This window comes from Falsiroseomonas algicola (assembly GCF_011040385.1).
GTDB classification, from domain to species: domain Bacteria; phylum Pseudomonadota; class Alphaproteobacteria; order Acetobacterales; family Acetobacteraceae; genus Falsiroseomonas; species Falsiroseomonas algicola.
The window spans coordinates 115,330-136,465 of record NZ_JAAIKB010000005.1 but is presented as its reverse complement, the minus strand read 5'-3'; the positions used below and the strand labels follow the sequence as shown (position 1 = coordinate 136,465).

General features: G+C 71.9%; 21 protein-coding genes. 6 read left to right on the top strand and 15 right to left on the bottom strand.

Annotated elements, in window-relative coordinates:
- The first annotated feature begins 50 nt into the window (after positions 1-50).
- Complete coding sequence (locus G3576_RS14170; RefSeq protein ID WP_164695065.1) at positions 51-950, top strand: LysR substrate-binding domain-containing protein; 900 nt, start codon at positions 51-53, stop codon at positions 948-950.
- Positions 951-1,106: 156 nt separating this feature from the next.
- Here the strand turns inward: G3576_RS14170 and G3576_RS14165 are convergent, their stop codons facing one another.
- The 3 genes from G3576_RS14165 to G3576_RS14155 form a co-directional block, all read right to left on the bottom strand.
- Positions 1,107-2,372 carry an MFS transporter gene (locus G3576_RS14165; RefSeq protein ID WP_164695064.1) on the bottom strand — a complete coding sequence of 422 codons (1,266 nt, stop codon included), beginning with the start codon at positions 2,370-2,372 and terminating at the stop codon, positions 1,107-1,109.
- Between the two features lie 49 nt (positions 2,373-2,421).
- Positions 2,422-3,282 (bottom strand): isocitrate lyase/PEP mutase family protein, encoded by an 861-nt coding sequence (locus G3576_RS14160; RefSeq protein ID WP_164695063.1) that lies wholly within the window; start codon positions 3,280-3,282, stop codon positions 2,422-2,424.
- Positions 3,283-3,354: 72 nt separating this feature from the next.
- The gene (locus G3576_RS14155; protein ID WP_164695062.1) at positions 3,355-4,860 is read right to left on the bottom strand and encodes a DegQ family serine endoprotease; all 1,506 of its coding nucleotides are present in this window, start codon (positions 4,858-4,860) and stop codon (positions 3,355-3,357) included.
- 113 nt (positions 4,861-4,973) lie between these two features.
- Between G3576_RS14155 and G3576_RS14150 the strand changes: the two genes are divergently transcribed.
- Together G3576_RS14150 and G3576_RS14145 are read left to right on the top strand one after the other, a co-directional pair.
- Entirely contained in the window at positions 4,974-5,648 is a 675-nt protein-coding gene (locus tag G3576_RS14150; protein ID WP_164695061.1) for a response regulator transcription factor, read from the top strand.
- On the top strand, positions 5,645-6,943 hold the full coding sequence (locus tag G3576_RS14145) for a sensor histidine kinase (protein ID WP_164695060.1): 1,299 nt from the start codon (positions 5,645-5,647) through the stop codon (positions 6,941-6,943). The genes G3576_RS14150 and G3576_RS14145 overlap by 4 nt, the downstream gene beginning before the upstream one ends.
- On the opposite strand, the gene G3576_RS14140 is transcribed toward G3576_RS14145, so the two are convergent.
- The 3 genes from G3576_RS14140 to G3576_RS14130 all read right to left on the bottom strand — a co-directional run bounded on the left by G3576_RS14140 (position 6,921) and on the right by G3576_RS14130 (position 9,261).
- Entirely contained in the window at positions 6,921-7,721 is an 801-nt protein-coding gene (locus G3576_RS14140) for an FkbM family methyltransferase (RefSeq protein ID WP_164695059.1), read from the bottom strand. The two genes, G3576_RS14145 and G3576_RS14140, sit on opposite strands and share 23 nt — an antisense overlap.
- Before the next feature lie 100 nt (positions 7,722-7,821).
- Entirely contained in the window at positions 7,822-8,454 is a 633-nt protein-coding gene (locus G3576_RS14135; protein ID WP_164695058.1) for a hypothetical protein, read from the bottom strand.
- A gap of 72 nt (positions 8,455-8,526) precedes the next feature.
- Complete coding sequence (locus tag G3576_RS14130) at positions 8,527-9,261, bottom strand: Crp/Fnr family transcriptional regulator (protein WP_164695057.1); 735 nt, start codon at positions 9,259-9,261, stop codon at positions 8,527-8,529.
- Between the two features lie 197 nt (positions 9,262-9,458).
- On the opposite strand from G3576_RS14130, the gene G3576_RS14125 reads away from it, so the two are divergent.
- From G3576_RS14125 to G3576_RS14115, 3 genes are read left to right on the top strand one after another with little or no spacing between them, the layout of a single operon-like run.
- The gene (locus tag G3576_RS14125; RefSeq protein ID WP_164695056.1) at positions 9,459-10,439 is read left to right on the top strand and encodes an MBL fold metallo-hydrolase; all 981 of its coding nucleotides are present in this window, start codon (positions 9,459-9,461) and stop codon (positions 10,437-10,439) included.
- Positions 10,440-10,445: 6 nt separating this feature from the next.
- A complete protein-coding gene (locus G3576_RS14120) occupies positions 10,446-12,050 on the top strand; it encodes an FAD-dependent oxidoreductase (RefSeq protein WP_164695055.1) in 1,605 nt (534 codons plus the stop codon).
- Positions 12,047-12,238, top strand: a complete 192-nt coding sequence (locus tag G3576_RS14115; RefSeq protein ID WP_164695054.1) for a DUF2783 domain-containing protein — start codon at positions 12,047-12,049, stop codon at positions 12,236-12,238. Before G3576_RS14120 ends, G3576_RS14115 begins: the two co-directional genes overlap by 4 nt.
- A 62-nt stretch (positions 12,239-12,300) precedes the next feature.
- On the opposite strand, the gene G3576_RS14110 is transcribed toward G3576_RS14115, so the two are convergent.
- From G3576_RS14110 to darT, 9 genes are all read right to left on the bottom strand, one after another.
- Positions 12,301-12,993, bottom strand: a complete 693-nt coding sequence (locus G3576_RS14110) for a DUF2939 domain-containing protein (RefSeq protein WP_164695053.1) — start codon at positions 12,991-12,993, stop codon at positions 12,301-12,303.
- A 285-nt stretch (positions 12,994-13,278) separates the two neighbouring features.
- Positions 13,279-13,878 carry an ABC-type transport auxiliary lipoprotein family protein gene (locus G3576_RS14105; RefSeq protein WP_164695052.1) on the bottom strand — a complete coding sequence of 200 codons (600 nt, stop codon included), beginning with the start codon at positions 13,876-13,878 and terminating at the stop codon, positions 13,279-13,281.
- Positions 13,875-14,888, bottom strand: a complete 1,014-nt coding sequence (locus tag G3576_RS14100; protein ID WP_164695051.1) for an MlaD family protein — start codon at positions 14,886-14,888, stop codon at positions 13,875-13,877. Before G3576_RS14100 ends, G3576_RS14105 begins: the two co-directional genes overlap by 4 nt.
- On the bottom strand, positions 14,888-15,622 hold the full coding sequence (locus G3576_RS14095; protein ID WP_164695334.1) for an ABC transporter ATP-binding protein: 735 nt from the start codon (positions 15,620-15,622) through the stop codon (positions 14,888-14,890). The genes G3576_RS14100 and G3576_RS14095 overlap by 1 nt, the downstream gene beginning before the upstream one ends.
- A 62-nt stretch (positions 15,623-15,684) precedes the next feature.
- Positions 15,685-16,785 (bottom strand): ABC transporter permease, encoded by a 1,101-nt coding sequence (locus tag G3576_RS14090; RefSeq protein ID WP_164695050.1) that lies wholly within the window; start codon positions 16,783-16,785, stop codon positions 15,685-15,687.
- On the bottom strand, positions 16,785-18,059 hold the full coding sequence (locus G3576_RS14085) for a flavin monoamine oxidase family protein (RefSeq protein ID WP_164695049.1): 1,275 nt from the start codon (positions 18,057-18,059) through the stop codon (positions 16,785-16,787). The genes G3576_RS14090 and G3576_RS14085 overlap by 1 nt, the downstream gene beginning before the upstream one ends.
- Positions 18,060-18,305: 246 nt before the next feature.
- Entirely contained in the window at positions 18,306-19,298 is a 993-nt protein-coding gene (locus tag G3576_RS14080) for a Bug family tripartite tricarboxylate transporter substrate binding protein (protein ID WP_164695048.1), read from the bottom strand.
- A 75-nt stretch (positions 19,299-19,373) separates the two neighbouring features.
- Positions 19,374-20,447, bottom strand: coding sequence for a type II toxin-antitoxin system antitoxin DNA ADP-ribosyl glycohydrolase DarG (gene darG, locus G3576_RS14075; RefSeq protein ID WP_164695047.1), 1,074 nt, complete (start codon positions 20,445-20,447; stop codon positions 19,374-19,376).
- Complete coding sequence (darT, locus tag G3576_RS14070) at positions 20,447-21,082, bottom strand: type II toxin-antitoxin system toxin DNA ADP-ribosyl transferase DarT (protein WP_164695046.1); 636 nt, start codon at positions 21,080-21,082, stop codon at positions 20,447-20,449. Before darT ends, darG begins: the two co-directional genes overlap by 1 nt.
- Positions 21,083-21,136: the final 54 nt, after the last annotated feature.

The window sequence follows — 21,136 nt, the reverse complement described above, 5'->3', positions numbered from 1 at the left end:
TCTGGGGCGGGGATGGCGGGCGGGAAAGGCGCGGGATAGGCTCGCCAGCCATGAGTTCAGCTCAAGGCATGGCCGGGCTGCCCTTGCAGGCGCTGAGGGCCTTCGATGCGGCGGCGCGGCACCTCAACATGGCGCGCGCGGCGGCGGAGCTTGGCGTGACGCAGGGCGCCATCAGCCGCCAGGTGAAGGCGCTGGAGGAACGGCTCTCGGCACCGCTCTTCACCCGCGGCCCGCGCGGGCTGCGGCTGACGGAAGCCGGCGACGTGCTGGCGGATTACGCCAGGCGGGGGCTGGAGACGCTGGAGAACGGGCTGTTCCGCATTGGCCAGCCGCGCAGCCGCACGACGCTGGTGGTGAATGCCGCGCGCAGCTTCGCCATGCGCGTGCTGGCGCCGCGCATCGGCGATTTCGCCCGCGCCCATCCCTGGATCGAGCTGAGGCTGGAGACGCATCGCTACTTCGCGCAGTTGCATGGCGCGGATGTCGATGTCGCGATCCGCACGGGGAATGGCGACTGGCCGGATTATGTCGTGCGGCGCCTGACGCGGGAGCAGATGCTGCCGGTCTGCACGCCCGCGCTGCGCGCGACGCTGCCCGCCGACCCATGCCTCGCCCTGCCCCGCGCGACCCTGCTGCATTACGCGGAACGCCCCTATTGGCGCGCCTGGGCGGAGGCCGCGGGCATCGACCCTGCCCTCGTCGCGCCCGGGCCGCGCTTCGACGAGACGGCGATGGCGCTGGCCGCGGCGGAAGCCGGCCAGGGCATCGGCATCGGCTGGGGCGTTCTGGTGCGCGACGCCATCGCGGAAGGGCGCCTGGTGCGCGCCTTCGATGGCGGGATGGAGGACGGCACCGGCTACCATCTGGTGATGACGGAAATGGCCGCGCGGCGATCCACCGTGCAGGCGTTTTCCGAGTGGCTGGCGGGGGCGCTCAGCCACACGGGTTAGGATGCACCGCTGAGAAGTGGCGCAGACCCCCACCCCGACCCTCCCCCGCAAGCGCGGGGGAGGGGGCGCCATCTGCGCATCCTGCTCCCTCCCCCGCGCTTGCGGGGGAGGGTCGGGGTGGGGGAAGACCACGGCCCGGCAGGCGACATCCGATTCTCACCGCAGCGCCGTATTCGCCGGCGCCTCCGCCGGCCAGAGATGCCGGCGCCAATGCAGCGCGATCGCCCCCGTGCAGATCAGGCCGAGACCCGCGTAGAGCGTGATGGTCCGCGTGAAGCCCAGCCATTCGATCAGCGGCCCCGCCACCAGCAACCCCAGCGGCAGGCCATAGACCGCCAGGATGCGCAGCCCCATGACGCGCCCGCGGAACCGCTCCTCCGCGCAGCGCAGCAGGATCACGGACATCGGCACGAGGGCGAAGCTTTGCACGAAACCCGCGAGGCCCATCAGCACCAGCCCCTTGCGCGGGTCCGTCACCGCGGCGAAGGCGATCAGCAGGGGGAACCAGATCGCGCAGGCCACCAGCATCACCCGTCCCGGAAAGGCCACGCCGCCACGGCCGATCATCACCAACGACCCCAGCAGCCCGCCTCCCGCAAAGCAGGCGATGAGGTAGCCGAGCACGGTGCGGTCCACGCCATAGACCTCCCGCGCGACATAGGGCAGCAGCCCGCCGGAGACGGGATAGGCCAGCAGGTTGACGAGGAAGGCGAGCAGGATCGTCGCCATCAGCGGCGGCGTGTCGCGGAGATGGCCGAAGCCGTCGCGCAATTCCCGCAGCGGCGAGGCCGGCGCCGCCGCCACCCGCCGCACCGCCGGCACGGCCAGCGTGAGCATGAGGCTGATCAGATACAGCAGCACGACGATGGCATAGGTCGCCCCGATGCCGAGTGCTGCGACCAGCCCCGCCCCCGCCAGCGCCCCCATCACCCGCGCCGTATCGGCCGTGGTGCGGGAGATGCCCATGGCCGCCGGCATCTGCGGCGCCGGCACGCTCGCCGCGATCAGCGCGTTGCGCATCCCCATGTCGGACGGCCGCACCAGCCCCGCCACCGCCGCCACCGCCATCACCGCGACCGGCGTCATCGTCCCCGTCAGCGCCATCAGCCCGATCACGGAAGCCAGCACCGCATAGAGCCCGCGCATCACGCAGAGCACGCCGCGATGGCCGAGCCGGTCGCCCATCACGCCGAACATGGGCGAGACCAGCGTGCCGAGATACTGGACGGAGGCGAAGGCGGTCAGCCAGACGACCGATCCCGTGCTGACCAGGATGTACCAGCCCAGCACCAGGGTCTCCATCTCGAAGCCCCAGGAGGTCGCGATATCGGCGGGAAACTGCCGCCGGAAGCCCTTCTGCCGGAAGGGCGCGAGGCCGGCCAGGCGCGTCACGCGCGCAAGGCGGCGCCGCGGCCCGCCCACTCCGTTTCCTCCGTCATTCCGCGCAGTATGCGGGAATGGCGGCGCGCGCCTACCCCCCGAGGAAGTCGCGGATCGCCGCGTCGTAATGGGGCTCCCGCTGCAGCCGCTTCATCGTCGCGGCATCGGGCAGGCCCGGCAGGTCCTTCGGCGCCACGCCATCGCGCAGCGCCTGCAGCGTATCCCGCATGGCCTTCACCGCGGCGGGGAAGGTGTGGTGGCCCTGCAGCGCGACTCGCGCGCCATGCGCGGCCAGCGCCGTGGCGCCGCCGATGCCGGCCTTGGCGCTGCCGACCAGCAGCGGCAGGCCCGTGGCGGCCCGCAGCGCGTCGAGCTGCGACAGGTCCGACAGCCCCGTGACGAAGATCCCGTCGGCGCCGGCCTGCGCATAGGCCCGCGCGCGGGCGATCGCGTCATCGGTCGAGGTGACAGAGAGCGCGCCGGTGCGCGCGACGATCACGAGGGAGGGATCGCTCCGCGCCGCCAGCGCCGCGCGGATCTTTCCCAGTCCTTCCTCCAGCGGCAGCAGCGCGGCGGCGTCGGGGCCATAGGGGCGGGGCAGCAGCGTGTCCTCGATGGTCAGCGCGGCGACGCCCGCGGCCTCCAGCTCCTCCACCGTGCGCATGACGTTCAGCGCATTGCCGAAGCCATGGTCGGCATCGACCAGCAGCGGCGGCGCGCCGCCCCGCGTGATGCGGCGCACCAGGTCCGCCAGTTCCGTCAGGGTCAGGATGATGTGGTCCGGCGCGCCGAGCACGGCCTGGGAGGCGACGGAGCCGCCGAGGATCGCCGTCTCGAACCCGATCTCGGCGGCGATGCGGCCGGAGATGGCATCGAAGACGGAGGCCGGGTGCAGGCAGGCCTCCCCCGCCAGGATGGCGCGGAAGGCCTGGCGGCGTGCTGTGGCGTTCATGGAGAGTCCCTGCCCGGATGATGGAGGCAGGGTAGCCATGGGAAGGGCGGGGCCGGAACCCCGCCCCCCCCGTCACCCCGCGTTCAGCGGCAGGGCGATGAAGGCGTTCCCGCCATCCCGCGCGACCTGCAGGGCGATCGCCGGGCGCCCCTCGCTGCGGGCGGCGGCGACGGCCTGGCTCACATCCTCCGGCCGGCGCACCTCGCGCTCGCCCACCCGCAGGATCACGTCCCCCGCCTGCAACCCACGCGTGGCGGCGATGCTGCCGGGCTCCACAGCGGCCACCGTCACGCCGTCGCCCGCCTTGCCGGCAGACAGCCGCAGGCCGAGCGAGGCGTGGCGCGGCGCCTCCGCCCCGCCGGCGCGAGCCTCCTGCCGCGGGGCCTCCCGCTGGCCGAGCGTCACCGCCTGCTCCATGCGCTGGCCGTCGCGCAGCAGGGTCAGCGTGGCCGTCGAACGCGGCGTGGCTTCCGCCACCGCCACGGCCAGGTCCCGCGCCACGGCGACCGGGCGGCCATCGATGCCAACCACCACGTCGCCCGCCTTCACGCCGGCGGTAGCGGCCGGGCTGCCGGGCTCCACCCCCGCCACCAGCACGCCGCGCGTATCCGGCAGGCGCAGCGCGCTCGCCAGTTCCGCGTTCAGCGGCTGCATGGACACGCCGAGCCAGCCGCGCGCCACCCGGCCATCCTGCTGCAGATCGGTGATGACGTGCCGCGCCATCCGCGCCGGTACCGCGAAGCCGATGCCGACATTGCCGCCCGCCGGCGCGTAGATGGCGGTGTTGATGCCGACCACCTCACCGTTTGCATTGAACAGCGGGCCGCCGGAATTGCCCGGGTTGATCGGTGCATCGGTCTGGATGAAGTCGTCATAGGGCCCGGCGCCGATCTGGCGGCCGCGCGCCGAGACGATGCCCGCCGTCACGCTGCCGCCGAGGCCGAAGGGGTTGCCCATGGCCACCACCCAGTCGCCGACGCGCAGCTGGTCGCTATCCCCCCAGGTCACGGCGGGCAGCGGGCCGCCGGCCTCCACCTTCAGCAAAGCGAGGTCCGTCTGCGGGTCCGTGCCGATGACGCGCGCCGGCAGTTCGCGGCCATCGGTCAGCTCCACCTTCACGGCGGAAGCCTCCCCCACCACGTGGTTGTTGGTCACGATGTAGCCGGCGGCATCGATGATGAAGCCGCTGCCCTGGCCGAGGCTGCGGCGTTGTTCGCCCCGCTGTTCACCGCGGGGCTGGCGCTGCCCCCGCTCGAACTGGCGGAAGAAGGGCTCAAGGGGCGTGCCGCGGAGCTCCGGCGGGATCTCCACCGAGGCGGGCGTCGCCTCGGCCCGGCCCGTCACGGTCACGCGCACGACGGAAGGCGCCACGCGGGCGGCGAGGTCGGCGAAGCCCTGCGGTCCGCGCTGATGCGGCAGGACGATGGCGGGGGCACTCGGCGTCGTCGTCTGGGCGCTGCCGGTCAGCGGCAGCGTCGTCAGCGCGGTGGTGCCCAAGGCGAGGGCCAGGAAACCGGCGGCCCAGAAATGCCGCTTCCCGCCGGGGGTCTTGCGGGCGGGCTGGGACTTGTCGCTCATGGTGTATCCCTCTGCGAAGCGTCCATCCCTTGTCGGATGGCGTGGCGTGGAGGTAGCGGGCCGCCCTCTCGGGCTGTTCGCGGCAGGCATACGGATTTGTAAGGGAGCGCGGGTTGCGGATCCTGCTGGTGGAGGATGATGCGGGCACCGCCGCCGACATCGCCCGCGCGCTCAGCGCCGCCGGGCACCTGGTCAGCCATGTCGCGGACGGCAAGCAGGGGCTGATGGAGGCGATCGGCGGGGGGTTCGAGGTGCTGGTCGTGGACCGCATGCTGCCGGGCCTCGATGGCCTCGGCCTGGTCCGTGCGCTGCGCGCCGCGGGTGTCGCGACCCCCGCCCTGATGCTGACGGCGCGCGCATCGCTCGGCGACCGCGTCGAGGGTCTGGACGCCGGCGCGGACGACTACCTGCCGAAACCCTTCGCGCTGCCGGAACTGCTGGCGCGCGTGAACGCGCTCGGCCGCCGCCCCGCCGCCATGGCGCAGGAAGCGACGGTGCTGCGCGTGGCGGACCTGGAGATGGACCTGCTGCGCCGGACGGTCACGCGTGCGGGCCAGCGGATCGATTTGCAGCCCCGCGAATGGCGGCTGCTGGAATACCTGCTGCGCCATGCCGGCCGCGTGGTCACGCGCAGCATGCTGCTGGAAGGCGTCTGGGACATCCATTTCGACCCGCGCACCTCCGTGGTGGAGACGCATGTCAGCCGGCTCCGCGCCAAGCTGGGCGAGCCGCACCTGATCCAGACGCTGCGCGGCGCGGGCTACACCATCCGGCCGCCCGATCCATGACCGCGCTGCGCCGCTGGGCCGGCACGACGGGCTTCCGCATCACGCTGCTGCACCTCGCACTCACGCTGCTGGGCACGCTGCTGCTGGCGGGCATCGGCTACTGGGCGACGTCGCGCTTCGCCGTGCGGCAGATCGCCGCCGAGATCGAGCGCGATGTCGGCGTGCTGCTGAACGCCGCGCGACTTGGCGGCGTGCCCTCCCTCGCGCTGTCGATCGAGGCGCGGATCGCGGCCGATCGTGGCGGCACGCAGTTCTTCCTGCTCTCCGGCCCCGATGGCGGGCGCATCGCCGGCAATCTCGCCCTGGCACCTCGCCAGGCCGGCTGGTCGAGCATCGAGGTGGATACGGCGCGGGAGGACAGCGTGATGCTGGCCTTCGGCACCGCACTGCCCGCCAACCACTTCCTCCTCGTCGGCCGCGACCTGGCGCCCGTCAGGGCGCTGGAGGCGCAGCTGCTGGGCGCCGCCGGCTGGGTGGGCGGCGCGGCCATCTTGCTGGCGCTCGGTGGCGGGCTGCTGGTGGGCCGCGGCGTCGCCCGCCGCGCCGCCAGCATGGAACGCGCCCTGGCGCAGGTGGAGGAGGGGCGGATGGAGGTGCGGCTCGATGCCCGCCCCGGTGGCGACGAGTTCGACCAGCTGGCGCGGCGCGTGAACGCGACGCTGGACCGGCTGCAGGGCACCATGGAAGCGCTGCGCCAAGTCAGCGACGACATCGCCCATGACCTCCGCACCCCCCTCACCCGCCTGCGCCGCCGCCTCGAATCCATGGAAGGGGCGGAGGAGGCGGTCGCGGAATGCGACCGCATCCTGGAGATCTTCGCCGCCCTGCTGCGCATCGCGGAGGTCGAGAGCGGCGCCCGCCGCGCCGCCTTCGCGCCCGTGGCGCTGGACGAGGTCTGCGCGACGGTGGCGGAACTCTATGCGCCCGCGGCGCACGAGAATGGCCAGATCCTGGTCGCGCAGATCGACCATGGGCCGGCCATCCAGGGCGACCGCGAATTGCTGGTGCAGATGCTGGCCAACCTGGTGGAGAACGCCATCCGCCACGGCCGCGCCGACGGCACGGTGCGGCTGACCCTCGAAGGCCAGGCCATCACCGTCGCGGATGACGGGCCCGGCATCCCGGCCGAGGCGCGCGACCAGGTGTTCCGGCGCTTCCACCGGCTGGAGGCATCCCGCACCACGCCGGGCACGGGCCTTGGCCTCGCGCTGGTGGCGGCGGTGGCGGAACTGCACGGCATGCGCATCACGCTGGAGGATGCGCAGCCCGGCCTCAGGGTTCGGGTGGCGTGGTGACGCCGGCCGCGTCCTGCTGCGCCTGCGCCAGCCGGCGCAGCGCGCGGTTCTCGGCCGGCACGGCGAGGAAGTCGAAGACCCCCGGGATGCGGTCCGCGCGCAGGAAACGCTCCTTCGTCGGCATCGGGTTGCCGATGATGTCGAACAGCGTGTAGCGCCTCTCCTCGAACCAGTCGAAGACCGCGGCGGGTTCGACGCCATAGGCGCCATAGGCGCGGCTGCCGAATTCGAAGCTGATGGCCGGGCGGTGCTTCCGCAGCAGGCCATCCGCGCCGCGCAGCGCATCGAATTCGCCGCCCTCGATGTCGAGCTTGATGTAGGCGAGGCTCGGCAGATGCGGCAGCAGCCAGTCGAGCCGCACCGTGTGCACGCCGATGCGGCGCGTGGTGACGTCGGGGCTGTCGTAGTCGCGCTGGCGCAGGCCGCTATAGCCCGGCGCCTCCACCGCGATGACGAATTCGGCGATGCCGTTCTCCGCCGCCGCGGCGCATTCATGCAGCATGACGAAATGCAGTGCGGGGTCGGCGGCGATCCGCTCCCGGAGCCCTGCCGCCATCTCCGGATTGGGCTCGATCGCGTGCAGTGCCGCGCCGGGGCCGGCGATGGCGGCGGCGATCGGGATCGTGTGCTTGCCCTTGAAGGCGCCGACATCGATGACCGTGTCGCCGGGCCTCAGGAAGCCCGTGTAGAAGCGGCGCAGCAGTGCCTCGAAGTCCGGCGGATCGCCGGCGCGGCGACGGTCGCGCAGCGCGCGATACTGCTCCGCCAGCGACGCCATCAGAGTGCCACGACAGATCGAGGTTGAGCCTTCATGTCCGCCGCGGACATCGGCCTGGTCGCCGCACGGAAAGCGCTGTCGGACATGAAGCCACAACCTCTCAGGGGAACACCACGTTCACCAGCGCGCAGGTATCCACCCCGCGCCGTTCCTCCGCGCGCCCATCCATCCAGACGATGCGGATGTCGTTGCGGCAGTCCCCCTGAGGCAGTTGCACGGGCAGGTGCTGGCCGACCGGCAGCGTGTTCTGGCCCAGGCGATCCTGCCCCCAATTGTCGTCGCGCGCGGAGGAGACGTAGATCTCCCGGATCGCGCTGCGGCCGCGATTGACCAGGTTGAAGGACGGGTTGCCGCCGGCATTCGGCGCGGCGGAGGGCCCGCGCGGGGCGGCACCGCCGAAGACCATCTCTGAAATCGCGCAGGTGTCCTGGTTGCGCCGTTCCTCCGGCCGCCCATCGGCATAGACCACGCGGACATCCTGCCGGCAGCCGGCGGAGGGCGCGATGCGCACCGGGAAGCTCCGCCCATCCGCCAGCGTGGACTGGCCGAGCAGGTCCCGCCCCCAATTCGGCTCCCGCGTCGGGGAGACATAGATCTCGTTGATGACCTGGCCGCTGCGGTTGACCAGCGTGAAGGACGGATCGCCCTGCTGCGCGCTGGCCGGGAAGGCCGCCATGGCGACAAGGCCCAGCACCATCGTCAGCAGGGCGAACAGGCGGCGCGGCATCGTCATGGTCGGCATCCCGGTGGTCTCGGACGCCGGAAGCTACTCCGCCTGGGGCTCGGACCGCCAGGGACCTGGCCGTCAAACGGCCAGGGTGCGGGCCAGGACGCCGGGCTGGGCGGGGCCGGACCAGCCGGCCATGTCCTCCAGCGCCTCCCGGTCCAGGATCTCGAGCCGCCCCTTGTTGAGCGTCGCGATCCCGTCCTTGCGCATGGCGGCCAGCGCCCGGTTGGCGTGTTCCACCGACAGGCCCAGCGCATCCGCGAGATGCGCCTGCTTCAGCGGCACCGCGGCGCCGCGCGCATCCGCGCCACCCCGGCGCATCAGCCGCCCATGCAGTTCCAGCAGCAGATGCGCGACGCGCCCCGCGGCATCCCGCCGCCCGAGGCTGGTGAGGCGTTCGCGCAGCCGCGCGCGGTCGCGCGTCAGCCCTTCCGCATAGGACATGGCGAGGCCGGGGTCGCGGCCCATGAAGTCGCAGAGCCGGTCGCGCGCCAGGATGCAGAAGGAGGCATCGGTCAGCGCCTCCACCTCCGCGCCATCCTCCGACCGTTCCACCAGGTCACCCGGCAGGTGGAAGTCGAGCACCTGCCGGCGGCCATCCGGCGTCGCGGTCCAAGAGAAAGCCCAGCCGGCATAGAGGGTGAAGATGCTGTCGTGGATCGCTTCCCCGGCGCGGACGAGGCGCACGCCGGAGCGGACCCTCGCGATCTCGCCGACCCGGGCCTGCGGCACCACCCGGAACAGGGCGAAGGGCCGCACGGCACAGGCGGCGCAGGAGCCAGGCAAAGGCGTCAGGCTCGCATTACGGCTCATTGTTCCCCGTCGATCAGGCACCCCGCCGGCGCCATCCAACAGGAGAAGGGTAGCCCCGCAAGATCGTGATTGGAATACTTATCTGACCCCGACGAGAACCCTGGCATTGTGGGAATTCTCCTGCGCGCGCCTGCACTTGCGCTTGTCCCGCGCCGGCGCCATGCCACGGTTGCACCAACCGCGGAGGAAGCAGCGCCATGTCCGGATTCGCCTCGGCGAACGACCTTGCAGACAAGACCGTCTCCTTCGACGAACTGGGCCCGGGGCTTTTCGCCTATACGGCGGAAGGGGATCCCAATTCCGGCGTGATCGTCGGCCCCGATGGCGTCGTCGTCGTCGATGCGCAGGCGACGCCCGCCATGGCGCAGGACGTGATGGCGCGCATCGCGACGGTCACGCCGCGCCATGTCGGCCAGGTGGTGCTGACGCACTACCACGCCGTCCGCGTGCTCGGCGCTTCCGGCTATGGGAACCCCGTGATCATCGCCAGCGAAACGACTCGCGACCTGATCGTGGAGCGCGGCCAGCAGGACATGGACAGCGAGATCGGCCGCTTCCCGCGCCTGTTCCGCGGCAAGGAAAGCATCCCCGGCCTCACCTGGCCGACGCACAGCTTCGACCGGCGCATGTCGATCTGGCTCGGCAAGCGGGAGGCGCAGGTCATCCATGTCGGCCGCAGCCACACCGCGGGCGACACGGTGGTGTGGATGCCGGAAGACAAGGTCCTCTTCGCCGGGGACACGGTGGAGTTCGGCGCCACCCCCTATTGCGGCGACGCGCATTTCGCGGACTGGTCGAGGACGCTCGATGCGGTCGCGGAACTGGGCGCGGAGAGGATGGTCCCCGGCCGCGGCCGCGCGCTGATGACGAAGGGCGATGTGCGTGAGGCGATCGAGGGCACGCGGTCCTTCACCACGGACCTCTTCACCCGCGTGAAGGAAGGCGTGGCCAAGGGCTGGGGCCTCAAGGAGATCTACGACGACACCATGGGCTTCATGCGCCCGAAATACGGATCCTGGGTGATCTTCGAACACTGCATGCCCTTCAACGTCACTCGCGCCTTCGACGAGGCCAAGGGCCTGGACCATCCGCGCATCTGGACGGCGGAACGCGACGTCGAGATGTGGCGCGCGCTGGAGCATGGGACCGCGATGAAGAGCGCGGAGGTGCATGGCTGAGCGGCCATGCCCACTCACGCCAACCCCCGCTACGCCGCGCCGCCACCGCCCGCCGGCCCGGAATCACGCGGCGTCGTCGTGGTCGGCGCCGGCCTGGTCGGGCTGACGCTGGCGCTCGACCTGGCGCGGCACGGCGTCGCGGTGACGGTGCTGGATGATGACGACACCGTCTCCACCGGCAGCCGCGCCATCTGCTTCGCCAAGCGGACGCTCGAGATCTATGGCCGCCTCGGGCTCGGCGAACGGCTCCGCGCCAAGGGCGTGACCTGGAAGACCGGCCGCGTCTTCCATCGCGACCAGGAAGCCTACGCCTTCGACCTGCTGCCGGAGCAGGGCCATGAATACCCGGCCTTCGTGAACCTCCAGCAGTACTACGTCGAGGAATGGCTGGTGGAGGCCTGCGTCGCGGCGGGCGTCGATCTCCGCTGGAAGCATCGCGTGGCCGCGATCGAGCCCGGCGCGGCCAGCGTGGCGCTCTCCGTCGAAACGCCCGGCGGCGACTACACCCTCACCGCCGAGTGGCTGCTGGCCTGCGATGGCGCGCGGTCCCCGCTGCGGGAGGCGATGGGCCTGCCCTTCACCGGCCAGGTCTTCCGCGACCGCTTCCTGATCGCCGACGTCGTCATCAGGGGTGATGTGGCCTTCCCGACGGAGCGCTGGTTCTGGTTCGACCCGCCCTTCCATCCCGGGCAATCCGTGCTGCTGCACAAGCAGCCCGACGATGTCTGGCGCATCGATTTCCAGCTGGGCTGGGATGCGGACCCGGAGGCCGAGAAGCAACCGGACCGCGTCATCCCCCGCGTCCGCGCCATGCTCGGGCCCGACGTGCCCTTCGAGCTCGAATGGGTCAGCGTCTACACCTTCCGCTGCCGGCGGCTCGAGCAATTCCGGCATGGCCGCGTGATCTTCGCCGGCGACAGCGCCCATCAGGTCAGCCCCTTCGGCGCGCGGGGCGGCAATGGCGGCGTGCAGGATGCCGACAACCTCGCCTGGAAGCTCGCCGCCGTGCTGCGGGGCGAGGCGCCGGAGCGACTGCTCGACAGCTACGATGCCGAGCGCATCCCGGCGACGGACGAGAACATCCTCAACTCCACCCGCAGCACGGATTTCATCACGCCGAAATCGGAGGCCGCGCGGGCCTGGCGGGATGCGGTGCTGGAACTCGCGCGGGACCATGCCTTCGCGCGGCCGCTGGTCAATTCGGGAAGGCTCTCCCGCCCCGCGACGCTGGCGGAAAGCCCGCTCAACAGCGTGGATTCAGGCCATTGGCCCGCAGGCGCGGTGCCTGGGACCCCGGCGCCGGATGCGCCGGTGATGCGGGATGGACAGCCGGACTGGCTGCTGCGCCACCTCGGCCAGGATTTCTGCCTGCTGGTCTTCGATGCCGTCTGGTCGCCGACGCTGCCGGGGCTGCGCTGCCTCTTCGTCACCGCGGAGGAGACGCCCGGCGCGCTCTGGGACCACAGCGGCCTCGCCGCCGCGCGCTACGGCGCGCCGCCTGGCGGCGCGGTGCTGATCCGCCCGGACCAGCACATCGCGGCGCGCTTCGCCGCGCTGGATGAGGCAGCCGTCAGCGCCGCGATCGACCGTGCGATGGGGAGGTCACCATGAACCTTGATACCTCACCCCGGCTGCAGGACCCCGACGGCTTCCTCGCCCTGATCATGGAAGCCCATCGCGGCCTGGATGCCGAAGCGGCGCGGCGCTTCGATGCGCGCCTCGCCCTGATCCTCGCCAACCAGATCGGCGACATGGCCGTGCTGCGGCAGGCCATCGCCCTGGCGCGCGGCACCGGTTGAGCCGCGCATCCGGCTGAGCCAGGCGGGCCAGAGCGGCGGCGGCGTGGTCAGCCCCGCCATGGTCAGCGCATCGCGCTGAGGCGGAGCGCCGGGCCCGGGCTGGCGGCCGGCGCGGCGGGGTCGAGCCGCACGCCCGTCACCTGCCAGCGGGGCGCCAGGCCCTCCTGCTTCAACTCCCACTGCAGGGTCATGGGGGAGGCCGCGCCCTGCAACGGCATCTCGAACTTCGTCAGCCCGACCGGCGTGGCGCGGCGGACGCCCTCCGTCGTGGTGCCGGGACGCACGCCGCGAGCCCGCGCGACTTCCGCGAGGGCTGAGGGGGAGGCCCAGCCGGCGGCGATGTCATCCGCCATGGCGGCGAGGAAGGCGTTGGCCTGCTCACCTTCGGCCACCGCCGGGTTGAGGGCGGCGCGCACGGCGCCCTGCAGCGCGACGGGGTCCAGGTGCTGCGCCAGCGTCGCATGGTCCCGCCCCTCCAGCGCGGTGGCCAGGTTCCAGGCGGTGGCATAGGGGGTGGCGATCCAGGCCAGGGCCAGGAGCGGCAGCGCCGCCACGGCCATGGCCCGGCCCAGACGTCCGGCCAGGCCAGCGCCAGTCCGGGCCGGGGCCTTGTCGCGGGTGAAGGCGGGACGCGTCGGCAACGGCGCGGGGACGGGCGTGGGCAGGGGCGCCGGCGCGGGGTTGCGCGCATCGTAGTCGCTCCAGACCTGGTCCCACTCCGTGTCCGACATCATGGCCCGCCGCCGCGTGTTCATCGCCCGATCCGCACGTTAAAGTTGTGCTAACGACAATCAAGGCCGTTAACGCAACTTTTTGGTGTAGTTCCTGGCGCGATACATCTCCTGACAATCCGCGCTGGCGGATCGCCCTGGGGCCGTCTTGGCTGCGTCAGGAAGGAGACAGGACGGGGTCCTGTTTCCGGTCCTGAGATTGCGCAGCGATTCCTGGGGAAACCGTTAACGCGAGATGGGCGGACGTCCCGAAATCGAGATTCCGCCCGCCCGGCGTGAACTCATCTCACGCGGCCGGGGCAAGACCGTTCAGCGCCCGGCCGGAAGTCGCGCCTCCAGGTCGGCGAAGGCCCGGCCGAGCGCCGCTTCCAGCGCCTGGGCCTGCTGCGGTGGCGAGGCATTGGCGGCGAGCGGTGCGCTGCCGGTCGCCTCCAGCGTCCCGATGATGCGGGACGACAGCCGCTCCTCCCGCATCAGCACCGCGGCGATGGCAGCCCGCGCCTCGCCGGCATGGGGCACCGCTTCCAGCACCGTCAGCTGCGATTCCAGCACGAGGTCCGCATCGGCGCGGGTGCCCGCCTGCACCACGGCTGAGAAGCGGCCGCTGGCCTGCAGCCAGGCGCGCAGCGCGGCATCGGCGAGGTCGGCGGGCGACGCGATCCATTCCTCATAGGGCAGGAATTCGTAGGCCCCGTCGGGCCGCGCGCGCCGGAGGCCGAGGTCCTGCAACCCCGGCACCGCCCGCATCCGCCTTTGCAGCAGCACCGGCGCGCCGCGCGGGGCCTCCAGCGTGGAGGGCCGGCGCGGGCCGAGCGCATAGCGCCGCACCGGCACATTCGGCCGGTCCGGCAGGATGCTGCACCCCGCCAGGACCACGGGCGCGGCGAGGATGAAGGCCCGCCGCCTCATCGCCGGCGGTCCGGGGTCGGCGGTGCGCCGAACAGCGCCTGGGAGGGCGAGGCACGGAGCTGGTCCGCCATCGCCCGCAGGCTCGCCGTGGTGGCCCGAAGGTCGATCAGGATCGGCAGCAATTCGGCCTGTACGTCCACCGTGGTCTCCCGCGCCGCGCGCATCGTCCGTTCCATCCCCTCCACCGCGCCGGGCAGGCGCTGGGCGCTGCGCCGCAGTTCCGCCGCCGCGGCGCTGGCATTCGCCACCGCGCCGCGCAGTTCCGGCCCGGCCAGCAGGTTGCGCGCATCCGTCGCCGCGGCGCGCAGTTCACCCAGCGCCCCGGCCAGGTCGCTCTCCTCCAGCGCGCCGCGCACCAGCGTCATGGACCGCGCGAACTCCCGCAGCGCCGTCGCCGCATCGCCATCCCCGGTCTGCCGGTTGAGGTTGGCCAGCAGCGCCGCGAGGTCGGCCGCCATCTGTTCGATCGGCAGGCCCTGCAGGCGCTGGACCATGAATTCCGCGGCACTCGTCACCTGCGCGACGGTGGAGGGGATGGCCGGCAGCACCGGGTTGCGCGGCTGCCAGGGCAGGTCCGGCACCGGGTAGCGCTGCGGATTGGCGAAATCCAGCTCCACGTAGTTCACGCCGGTGATGCCCTGGGCGCGGATGCGGGCCCTGAGGCCGAGCCGAACGGCGTCCTGCAGGGACGGCGCCTCCCCGATCAGCTGGGGGTCGATGCCGAAGCGCACGAAGACCTGCTGGAACCCCTCGCCATAGGCGACGCCCTGCGGCCTTCGGTACTCCGCGGAGACCAGGCCGATCTGCGTCACGCGGCCGACCGGCACGCCGCGGTAGCGCACCGGCGCGCCGACATCGAGGCCCTGCACCGATTCCTCGATATAGGTCTCGAACACCTCGGTCGCCTGCAGCCCCCGCCCGCCGGCGAAGAAGACGATGAAACCCACCGCCAGCACGATGCCCGCGATGGCCAGCACGCCGACCCGGAGATAGAGCCCCCGCGCGGCCATCAGGCGGCTTCCCGGCGGAAGAAGGCGCGCACCGTGGGATGCGTGCTGTGGTCCCTGAGGTCGCGCGGGTCACCTTCCGCGATCATTCCCTTGGCCTCCCGGTCCAGCATGATGCAGCGGTCTCCGATGGCGAGGATCGAGGCCAGCTCATGCGTCACCACCACGAAGGTGGTGCCGAGCGAGCGCGACAGGTCCCGGATCAGCTCGTCGAGCCCTGCCGAGGTGATGGGATCGAGCCCCGCCGAGGGCTCGTCCAGGAACAGGATGGCGGGGTCGAGCGCCAGGGCGCGGGCGATGCCCGCCCGCTTCAGCATGCCGCCGGAGACCTCCGACGGCAGCCGCGCGGCCGCTTCCGAGAGCCCGACCAGGCCGAGCTTGGCGCGCGCCACCTCCTCCCGCGCCGCGGCGGGCAGGGTGGTGTGCTCGGCGAGCGGCATCATGACGTTCTCCAGCAGCGTCTGCGACCCGAACAGCGCGCCCTGCTGCCACATGACGCCGATGCGCTTCAGCAGGTCGAGCCGCGCCGCGCCCTCCGTCGACCAGACATCCGTGCCGAGGATGGAGACGCGGCCTTCCGCCGGCGGCACCAGGCCGATCATCAGCTTGAGAAGGCTCGACTTGCCGCAGCCGGAGCCGCCGAGGATGACGAAGACCTCGCCGCGCTTCACCTCGAAGCTGACGTTCCGGAACAGCGTGTTGGTCCCGAAGCGGGCGGTCAGGTCCTCCGCCACGATGACGGCGGGGCCGAAGACGGGCTTCGCGGCCTCGCCGGGGCGGCGGAGCAGGGTAGGCTCGGTCACAGGCCGAGCCTTTCGTAGAGCACGGCGAAGCCGCCATCGAGCAGCACGATGGCGACGATGCCGCCCACCACCGCGGATGTCGCGGCATCGCCCACCGCACGCGGCCCGCGCCCGGCGCCGAGCCCCGCGCGGCAGCCGATGCCGGCGATCGCCAGGCCGAAGAAGAGCGACTTGAAGAGGCCGCCCAGCATGTCGCCGACCGTGACGGTGGAGCCCAGCTGCTGCGTCACCGTCGTCAGCGGGAAGCCCAGCATGCCCATGATCAGCGCCATGCCGATGAGGCCCGCGAGCGTCAGCAGCAAAGACAGCACCGGCATCACCAGCATCCCCGCCAGCACGCGGGGCAGCACCAGCAGCGCCATGGGGTCGATGCCCATGATGCGCAGCGCCGCCACTTCCTCATTCACCGTCATGGTGCCGAGTTCGGCCGCGTAGGCGGAGCCGGTCCGCCCCGCCAGCACCACGCCCGCCATCAGGGGCCCGAGTTCGCGCAAGAGCGAGATGCCGACGAGGTTCGGCACGAAGATCTCCGCGCCGAAGCGGCGCAGCGGGATGGCCGACTGGAAGGCCAGGATGACGCCGAGCAGCGAGCCCAGCAGCACCGCGAGGCCGAAGGCGCGCGTGCCGGCCTCATCGAGGTGGCGCAGCAATTCGCGGAAGCGCAGCCGGTGCGGCCGGATCACGGTGCCGAGCAGCACCACCAGCAATTCGCCGACGAAGCCCAGCGCATCCAGCAGGTTGTGGCCCGCATTCACCACCCGGCGGCCGATGCCGCTGACGGGGGAGAAGCGGTAGGTCGCGGGCTTCGGGCGCGGTGCGGCCAGCGCGGCCCGCACGCGGTCCAGCACCGCGACCACCGGGGGGCTCGCGCCCTCGATCCGCGCACCGGCGGCTTCCGCGCTGAGCACCAGCGTGGCGCCGGTGGTATCGACCGCCTCCACCTTCGAGAGGTCGAGCACCAGGCCCTGCGCCTTCCGGGCCTCCGCCATCAGCGGATCCCAGAGGCGGGCGGCGGCTTCCGTATCGACGCGGCCGGACAGCAGGGCCGCGCCCCCGCTGACCTCCAGCCCCGTCGATGCCTGCGCCTGCTTCGCCATCACCCCGCCCCAGCCACCATCGCCGCGCGCGCCGCCGCCACGCCGGACCGCCAAGCGCCGCCGACGGTGCCGGCCATGCCGGTGTCGCAGGCCTCGCCCGCCAGGCAGAGGCGGCCGCCAGCGAGCGGCCGGGCCAGGATGGCCCGGGCCTCGGCGCGCCCGATTCGGGCATAGCTGTACACGCCGCGCGACCACGGGTCCCGTCCCCATTCCGAGACGATCGGGCCGGGGCGCAGCGCCCTCGGCGCATCGGCGCCGAAGCGCGTCGCGATCTCGGCCCGCATGAAAGCCTCGACGGCCGCATCGCCCTCCGCCTCCAGCGCCCGGCCGGCGGCGCCGCCGACATGGCAGGAGATGACGGGGCGGCCGAAGGGCCAGAGGCTCATGGCAACCAGCGGCTCGCCCGGCGCCACCTGGCGGTCCACGGAGCTGAAGGGCGGCAGGCCGAAGCGTTCCTCGCCCTCCACCCGGAAGCCGAGTTTCACGACGTGGCCGAGCGGCAGGTCATGCGCGGCCTGCAGCACCTCCGCCGGCAGGGGCGGATCGAAGCGGAGGGCGCCGGCCGCCAGCAGGCTGGTGGGCACGGTGACGATGGCGGCGCGGGCGCGCAGCGTGCCGAAGGGGCCTTCCGCCACCGCCTGCCGCCCGCCCCAGGACAGGCGGGTGACGGGCGCGCCGAGCATCACGGGCAGGCCCTCCGCCAGGCGGGCGACCAGCGCGCCGAAACCGCCTTCCGGCAGGCGGTTGCCGCCTTCCAGCGCATTGGCCTGGAAGTCCCGCAGGCTGACCTCCGCGGCCGGGGCGGCGGAGATGATGTCTCCCTGCCAGGCCTCGATGGCGGGGGCCCAGGGGCCGGTCGCGGCCATGCCCTCGGCCAGGCTGCGGTCGGGGCCCGGCGCGTTGGCGGCGGCCTCGATCGCGCGCTCGGCCGCGGCAAAGGCGGCGGTGTATTCCGCATCCTCCGCCGGCGCGGCGGGGCGGTTGCCGATGCGGGTCTGTTCGCGCCGCAGCGCATCCGAATCATGCAGCGTGACGCCGACCCCTGCGGCCAGCGGGACCAGCGGGTTGGTCGCGGCCTGGTGCAGCCAGGTGGCGCCGAGGTCATAGGGCAGGCCGAGCCGCGCCGTATCCGTCACCGCCCTGCCGCCGACGCGGTCGCGGGCTTCCAGCACCACCACGCTGTGGCCGGCTTCGAGAGCGGTCCGGGCGGCGGCGATACCGGCGGCGCCGGCACCGATGACGAGCAGATCGGGATCCGTGGGGAGGCGAGGCATTCGGCGTCCATGTGGGGGTCGGGGCCGCCCGGCAAGCGCCCCGTTACGCAGGAGTGATCGTCATGCCCACCCCGGCGGCCGGAACAAGGCCTCGGCGTGTGACATTCAAGTCTCTTACCCCTTTTAGCCGATTTAGCCGTTTATGAGCGTTTAGCACCGATTTCCGGGGGTGGAGTCCGCCGCCAGGGCGCGGCGATCCCGGCGGCGGTTCGAACATAGCAGGAACGAAAACCGGCGCGCCAGGATTCAATCGAGCCGCGCGCCGCTGATCTCCACCAGCCGGCGCCATTGCGGACGCTCCCGCTCCACGAGTTCCGTCAGCGCGGCGGGGGTGGAGCTGGTGACGGTGCCGTAGCCCAGCGGCCGCAGCCGGTCCCGGAAGGCGGCATCGGCGGCGACCGCCTGGATCGCCTGGTGCAGCCGCGCCACCACCGGCGCGGGCGTGCCGCCCGCCGTCATGATGGCGTTCCAGTTGACCAGGTTGTGGTCGCCCAGGCCGAGATCGGCGAAATCGCCCATCCCCGGCACCTCCGGCAATATGCCGAGCCGCGCCTTGCTGCTGACGGCGAAGGCCAGGAACTTGCCGCTTTCGACATGCGGCATCAGTGCCGGCATGACGTCGAACATCATGTCGATGGTGCCCGAGAGCAGGTCGTTGATGGCCGGCCCGCCGCCGCGATAGGGCACGTGCAGGATGCGGGCGCGCGCGAAGCTGTTCACGGCCTCGATGTTCAGGTGGCTGTTCGTGCCGGGGCCCGAGGAGCCCATCTTCACCTGCTCGGGATTGGCGCGGCTCCATTCGATGAGCTTGCGGAAATCGGTCCAGCCGTTCCGCCGCGCCGTCTCCGCATTCACCACGCAGAGCAGCGCGCCGTCCGTGATCTGGCTGACCGGCGCCAGGTCCCGCGCCGGGTCGAAGGGCATGCGCGCCGTCATGTACTGCACGGCGCAGAGGGTGGTGACGCTGATGACGCCGAGCACCGTGCCGTCCCGGTCCCCCTTCGCCACCGCATCGGCGCCGAGCAGCCCGCCCGCGCCGCCGCGATTGTCCACCACAACGGCCTGGCCGAGCACGGGGCCGAGCCGTTCGGCGATGAGGCGGGCCAGGATGTCCACCGCGCCGCCCGGCGGGAAGGGCACGATGAGGCGCACGGTGCGCCCGCCCGCCACGGGTTGCGCCAGTGCGGGGGCGGCGAGGAGCGCGGCAGTGGCCCCGATGATGGTGCGTCGGTTCAGCATCGTGGTGCCCCTGCCCTGTCCGGTTTCGGAAAGCCTGCGCCGGATCGGCGCGGGTGGGCAAGCGGCCCTGTGAGGTCAGACGGCGTGGAGCGGCGACAACTGGTCGAGCGCGATGCCGATCATCCGCTGATCGAAGAGGCGCACCTTGCGCTGTGCCGCGTCGGTGCCAGCCGACCAGTCCCGGAGGCCGGCGGTAATGCCCTCGATGGACCGCGCAGCCCCTTCGCGCGCGACCAGCCAATCCACGGTCGCGAGCAGTTCCATGCCAAGGGGCGATTCGAAGCCGTCAATCAAATCGGTCATGCGGTCCAGCGCCACGCGATACGGCTGCGCTTCCGGCCCTGCCAGATAGGCGGCGACGATGTCCTTGCGGGAATCATCGAAGCGGATCGGATCGAAGGGCCGCGCATCCGCCAGGCGCCGGTCGCAGTGCAGGTAGCTTCCATCCAGCGCGTCCAGCAGATGCGCGAGGCGGGGCGCGTAAGGGCCGTAGCGGTCGGCCTGGAAGCGCAAATCGAGCCCCGGCGCGATGCCCAGCCGTTCCAACTGGCGTTCCAGCAGATAGGCGAGCTTCTGGATCTCCAGCAGCGAGCAATCGATGCCGAGGATGGAGTAGCGCCGGACCAGTTCCGCGATCAGGGCGCGCGGCGGCGTCAGGCGCTCGACTCCTGACGGCTTGGCGACGTTCTGGTAGGTGGCGGTCGGTTCATAGATCAGCACCTGCGTATCCGGCAGGTCACCGAGTGCGGCGACGATGCGGGGCCGCACCTCCTCCCACCGCAGCCCGCCATTGCCGCTGCCGAGCGGCGGCACGGCGACGGAGCGGATGCCGTGTTCCACCAGCACGCGCTTCAGGTCGACGAGGCCAGCCTCGATCCATTCCATGCGGGACGGGTTGCGCCAGTGCTGCTTGGTCGGGAAGTTGATGATCCACTTCGGCCCATCGAGCCGCGTCTGCGGCGTGACCAGCATGCGGCCGACAGCCACCTCCCCGGCGCGGCACGCGGCCTCATAGGCCGTGAAATTGTCCGCGAAGCGTTCCTTGAACATCAGGGCGATGCCCTTGCCCATGACGCCCACCGTATTGACGGTATTGACCAGCGCCTCGGCCTCGGCCTCCAGCAGGTTGCCGGTGGTGAAGGAAATCATCAGAGGTACCAGCCCCGCTTCACGATCACCCGCACATCCCTCCCGGCCGATGCGGCGAGAGCCTCAATACGCGTCTTTTCCGCCTCGTTGAAGCAGACGATGCCGAGCAGCGCCTCTACCGGCACATGGCGGTGGACCAGCGCCTCCGCCTGATAGCGTTCGAAGCGGTCCGCATCATCCCGCCGGAAGTCCCGCGCCTGCAGGGCCTCCCAGTCCAGCCAGTCCAGATCGGCGAGGTCGCTGCTGAACCGGGCAAGGCGGAGATAGGCGTGGCGGTCGGAGAAGACGAAGGGGATCGATGACCGTGCGAGGTGGCGCAGCGAGGAGACGAGGATCACGATCTCCTCGCTGCGCCGCTTCTGCACGCCCTGGAATCCGGTCTTGATGTTGAACATCATGGGCGAGAAGGGCGTGAAGTAGAACGGAACATAGTCGCCGAGCGTGCCGCCAGGGGGGCAGTCCACGACGCGCGATTGCCGCTTGCGGATGAGGTCGGGGTTGCCGATGGGGACGAAGCCATCGCGGCCGGCGACCGCGTTGCGGCAATGCAGGCCCTCCCGCAGCGCATCCGCCATGTTGTCGCGGTGGATGATCCGGAAAATCAGCGCCTTGGTCGGGTTCAGATCCTTGCTCATGCGGCATCGCGGCCCGGAGATCGCCCGGGACAATGGGTCATGGTGTCCCGGACG